1 protein-coding gene is annotated in these 379 nt (G+C 34.8%); it reads left to right on the top strand.

Translation table 11 applies throughout. The features are described 5' to 3' along the window. Positions 1–379, top strand: a 379-nt coding sequence (locus tag LG649_RS15950) for a gamma-glutamyltransferase (protein ID WP_226544811.1), incomplete at both ends; no start/stop codon positions are given.

The raw sequence follows: 379 nt of genomic DNA, 5'->3' as shown, positions 1-379 counted from the left end.
ATTGGCGGAGGTGGTTTTATGGTATACAGAAAAGCAAACGGAGATATAGGGTCTATAGATTTTAGAGAAAAAGCACCAATGGCAGCTACACCAAATATGTATCTAGACAAAAATGGCAATGTAATTCCAGACAAAAGTACTTTAGGCGCTATGGCTGTGGGAGTTCCAGGTACTATTTCGGGGGTTTTTGAAATTCATGAAAAACTTGGCTCTTTGCCATTTAAAGACATTATAACCCCTGTAATTGCGCTAGCTAAAAACGGTGTTATAGTTACAAAAAAGCAAGAAAAAACAATAAAAAAATACCAACCTCTTTTTTCTAAAGCTAATAAAGACTCTATGCTTTTTGATTATTCTTGGAAAGCAAACGATACTATAA

This window comes from Neotamlana laminarinivorans (assembly GCF_020523925.1).
In the GTDB taxonomy this organism is placed as follows: domain Bacteria; phylum Bacteroidota; class Bacteroidia; order Flavobacteriales; family Flavobacteriaceae; genus Neotamlana; species Neotamlana laminarinivorans.
This window is presented reverse-complemented; position numbering and strand designations above follow the sequence as displayed.